This is a genomic window from Psychromonas sp. Urea-02u-13 (assembly GCF_002835995.1).
GTDB lineage: Bacteria > Pseudomonadota > Gammaproteobacteria > Enterobacterales > Psychromonadaceae > Psychromonas.
In genome coordinates this window covers 1-417 of sequence record NZ_PJBZ01000282.1, presented here as the reverse complement: position 1 = coordinate 417, position 417 = coordinate 1, and the positions used below count along the sequence as shown (strand labels likewise).

The window sequence follows — 417 nt, the reverse complement described above, 5'->3', positions numbered from 1 at the left end:
CATTTAACGCCAACTTAAGCGGACAGAAATAGTTGGCTAAAATAGTGTAGCGAAGCGAAACATAGCCAACTGTTTATGTTCCGTTTAAAGTTCTTGTTATATGCCTTACTTTTGCGTTGTATATTTATAAAAGTGCGACAACTGCTTTTTAGATAAAGACAAATTTCCACGAATACATACAATAAATGGTAATAAATACATGACTAGACCAAAGCCTATTCCACCTAATACACCTTTTTGAGCATAGCCAAATAAAAAACCACTAACAGTAATAATCAAGAGTAACCAAAATTGCCAGCGTCCTTTAATTACATTTTTATTTGAGCTCATCTTCGGTATTACAGTAGATGAAGCATTCCGTTTTTTTCTTTTTAACTTTTTGTTTTGATGATTGCTCATATAAAAACCAGTGGCATA

The 417-nt window shown here is 32.6% G+C and carries 1 protein-coding gene; it reads right to left on the bottom strand.

Going from position 1 to position 417, the window contains the following annotated elements:
• Window positions 1-105: 105 nt before the first annotated feature.
• Window positions 106-417, bottom strand: a 312-nt coding sequence (locus tag CXF74_RS21745; protein WP_232772626.1) for a hypothetical protein, incomplete at its 5' end; no start/stop codon positions are given.